Raw genomic sequence first — 4032 nt, 5'->3', positions numbered from 1 at the left:
CCGACGTTGATGTTATTGACTATCGTCTGCGACGAGCCGCCGTACGTCGCATACCGTGCGCCAGCCTGCATACCACCGAGCAATACCGGATCAGCCTGAGAAACCAGACTGCGCATGCCTCTGCCGAATTGCCGCATAGAGCCTATAAAGCCAGAAATACGCTGAGGCGGCGGCAAAACCCTATCCCATGGGTTATCGGGATAGGCTGGATAGATATCCGTACCTGTCATGGGTGGCTGTTTGGGTTTAGGTACAGTAGCCTGTCTTGCGGCCTCGTCGTATGCAGCACGCGCATTTGCTTTCCGTCCTTCATAATTCGCTGTCGCTTCCGCAGGGATTTCATAGCCTCTGGCAAAAATCTCCGCAGCTTCTTCCACGGTTTCTGCTGCCATCATAGCCGCCAAAACCTCCGGAAAATTCGTCTGTAAATCCCAATTTGTAAAATCTAACTGTGTCTTACGATCAGTCCAATGGGTACCCCTATCAGCGGCAAACTCTTTTAGTTGTTCCCAGCGCTCGTTATGCCACTGCGCTAAGCCGCCAGAGGTCCCGTTGTCCCCTATAGCAGCAGGATCATAAGAAGATTCGATACCATAGTTCCCAATAATCCCGAAGGCAACTTTCGGATCTAATCCGTTGGCAACTAAATATTGCCCCATTTCTACAGCTGTCTTTCCGGCTTCGCCGATACCCGGTTTTGTACTTCTGCCGAACAAAGCGTTTTTCGCTCCCTCGAAGTCACCTTTTACTAAGCAAGCCAAAGCCCTGCCGAGTTTGCCTAATTTCTTAATCGCGCCTTCGACAACCGTATCGATGATGCTGCCAAACGTCTTTACGGCCCGGCCTAAGCCATCCCAAAAATCACGAAACAGCTGATTCGAAGCCATCATCTTAAAGAATTTCGCCAGCAGCTCGATGAGGAACGACAGGATCCGTACCATCATCGTGATAATTTTGACCACGGCCCGCACGGCGTCCCGGAATCCGTATACGGGTTCTGTCGTACCCATACCGCCGAAAAAGGCTTTTAGCGCCGTATAGACAAGATCCAGCAGTGCACTCGTTAAATCCAGTACAGCAGACGCCAATTCAGAAACGGCATCTAAAAATTCCCGTATCGTCTCCGATGTTTCAATCTCATCCAGCCATCTGGATACTATTTCTATATTGCGCAGCACAGCATCCGTCAGCCACGATATAATGCGCCACAGCCGTTCCAGTACGCCGGCAAACTTTTGGGCCGTTTCATGCCGTCCGAACGCATCTATCAGCATTCGCACGGATTTTACTACCATACCAACAACGCCACTTCCCAACATGTACAGCGCTTTCCCCAGCCGTACTATGACATCACAGAAGGTCTGGAAGGTATCGGAGCTGCGTATGTCGTCGGCCATGTCTCCAATGGCATTGGAAAACGCAATAACCGTCTGCTGCGCCCTGGTAAGGCCGTCTCGCAAGGTTTCCCAGTATTTACCTAATAACGCCTGCTTACCTTCGAAATAACCAAAATAGTCGTCCACTAACAGCAGTAAGGCGCTGACCAGCGTAATCATCCGGCCAATGGGCGACATTTTCAGGACCGCGAAAAAGGCTGCCATCGCCGCCGTGGCGATTTTTACGCCCTTCGGAAATGCCGCCCACATATCATAGGCCACCGACGTGATGCTCTTAATTAAATCAAAAAAATGCAGGCCGATATTAATGATATACACGGCCGCCCGTGCCAACTTTTCCGTCCATGCCGCCATGTTGCGGACAAAGGCGTCATTAAATGAACGGAACCGCGCCTGCGCTTCGGCCAGTGGCCGGTTCAGGTATTTCAGCAAATAGTATCCTACCCAGGTCATGGCATAAGATACTTCCTGTTTAAGCCGTGTAAACTCAAACATCAAATCCCGAAACCCTTTCATGGTTGCGGCAAAATCGCCGCCCGGCTTCATTTGCCGGCCATCGGCAACGAGTTTCTGATACCGGTTCATCAGCTCCGGCGTAATGACGATATCGCTGATGGATTCGCCCAAAGCGTCTGTCGCCTGCTTCATCTGCCAAGCTGCATCTTTACTGACCATCATGCGCCGGGCCAGTTTTTCCATCGCTAAATCCTGATTCGCCGCGGCTTTGGCAACGCCGGCAGCGGCCGTCGTCACGCTGGCCAGCGCCGTCGTGACAATCCCCGCCGCCTTGACAAATTCCCGGGTCCATGCGCCGGTCGCAGAGTTGACAGCCTGGCTGGCAGCCTGCAGCGTATGGATAAATTCCGTAAAGCCTGGACGGTCGACTTGAAACCCTAAGCCGACAAGATATTCATCTAATAGGTTCCCTGGCATGACAATTCCTCCTGACTATGCTGCCATTCTTCAGCACGGCGCTGATTTTCCCGCTGCACCAGCAAAATTTCATGGGCGTCCAGCAAATCGCTTAGCGTATATGTGCCGTCCCATAGCTCATGCTGCCGCCACATACCGGCAATGACCGGCGCGTACACCCAGGAATTTATATTTTGGTATTCGCAGGCAGTATACCGGCAAGGATCTCCTTGAATGCCGACAAGCCGCCGGCGGCGAAAAAATCCCCGACGTTAAATGCCAGGGCGTGAATCGTCAGCAACAGCACAAGCATGGTGTTATGCTCTACATCATTCAGTCCCCACGTGCCGTTCGGGTTCAATACAGGACGCGGCCCTGCCGGCAACACTTCGCTGACGACAGATAAGCAGTCCCTCTGCAGCGTTTCAAATTCTTGACGGCTCATATGCATCCGATTTGCCGGCAACTCGTTTTGCAGCGTACCGACGGCTCCCTGTCCCGTTTCTACCGGTACTTTGGATTCCAGGGCCATCGGCAGTACCTTTTCCATCATCTGAAACATGATGTAACTGCCGGTGAAGGCATCGAATTTCTTGACCTTAAACTTGCGCCCCATGACGTCTACGGTTTTCTCTGTTTCTCTCATATGCGATACCTCCTATACAGACAGACGCTGCAGGTCTGCAAATAAAATCTGCCAGGACACGCGCTGGCCCTGCGCCTGGAACGGTTCGTCCGGCTCTTTAACAAATGCGCCGCCTGTGCAGTAATAGGTCTTACTCATCTTCGGGGCCGTAATGGTCATGCTGATCTGCGCCCATTCATCTGTTTGCGCGCTGACCAAATAGTTAAATAACCCTTGCAGCCAGTTATGCAGCCCCGACGTCTGTTGCGCGTTGATGGATACCGTACCGTTATTGCCGGCCATCTTGCTGACCATGATATGCCCATCAGAGGCTACGTCGTGGGCTGTGCGATCCGTGTTTTTACTGATCGTCATATCGCCGATACCTTCACCCTGCAGCGTATACGAGCCGTAGCTAGGGTGCGAAATCGACGCGCTGATGTCCGTAAAAGAATACGTGCTATGTGCCATATGCTGTCACCTCCTAACGATTCACGTCGACCTGTACTGTCACGTGATGGATAGCGCCGGCCAGCTTCAGCGATACGTAAATCGGCGGCGCTTTGCGGGCGTCCCGGTCTGCTTGCGACTGCTGGTCAATGGGTTCGGACTGAATCAAATAGCCGTTCGGCAGCGTATCGCCTTTCTTCAGGTTCAAAATATCGTTCGCATTCCAGACGCCGGACGCAATAAAGCCGACGCGGTTCATATCGTCGCAAACCACTTTTACGGCGTCCTTCAGCTGCGTCATACCGCCTTCTGTCTGGGCAATTTTATTGTTCTGATACAGTAAATCCATCAGTCCCAGCTGCATGTCGTTCTGGTATTTATCCAAATAAATCAGCTCGTCAAACCAGGTGCCGTCAAACAGCGTTCCTTCTTCAAATACGTCGTAATACGAGCCGCGGTTAATAAAAACATTGCCGTAATTTTCTTTAATCGTATCGACTTTACTGGATGCAAATAACGCCGAAGAGTTTTCCGTTTCTACGCCGACTTCGGTCTTGTAAGCCAGCGTGAAGGCACTGTTAATCGTGACCGTCATAGCCCCCATAGCCCAGCCGATAATCGCCGCTACGGCGTCTTCATGCTTCGTAA

General features: G+C 51.9%; 5 protein-coding genes. All 5 read right to left on the bottom strand.

The window, feature by feature from the left end; genetic code table 11:
• Positions 1-2330 (bottom strand): phage tail tip lysozyme (locus Q3886_RS08860; protein ID WP_301861039.1); only part of this gene is annotated, 2330 nt, incomplete at its 3' end.
• Positions 2312-2488 carry a hypothetical protein gene (locus Q3886_RS08855; protein ID WP_301861037.1) on the bottom strand — a complete coding sequence of 59 codons (177 nt, stop codon included), beginning with the start codon at positions 2486-2488 and terminating at the stop codon, positions 2312-2314. The genes Q3886_RS08860 and Q3886_RS08855, both read right to left, overlap by 19 nt.
• A gap of 8 nt (positions 2489-2496) precedes the next feature.
• Entirely contained in the window at positions 2497-2955 is a 459-nt protein-coding gene (locus Q3886_RS08850) for a phage tail assembly chaperone (protein WP_301861035.1), read from the bottom strand.
• A gap of 12 nt (positions 2956-2967) precedes the next feature.
• Positions 2968-3405: a phage protein gene (locus Q3886_RS08845; protein ID WP_288947455.1), complete on the bottom strand. Its 438-nt coding sequence runs from the start codon at positions 3403-3405 to the stop codon at positions 2968-2970.
• Between the two features lie 13 nt (positions 3406-3418).
• Positions 3419-4032, bottom strand: a 614-nt coding sequence (locus tag Q3886_RS08840; protein ID WP_301861031.1) for a DUF3383 family protein, incomplete at its 5' end; no start/stop codon positions are given.

This window comes from uncultured Megasphaera sp. (genome assembly GCF_958350005.1).
Taxonomy (GTDB): domain Bacteria; phylum Bacillota; class Negativicutes; order Veillonellales; family Megasphaeraceae; genus Megasphaera.
Note: the sequence above shows the minus strand (reverse complement) of the source record. Positions and strands in the feature narration are given on the sequence as shown.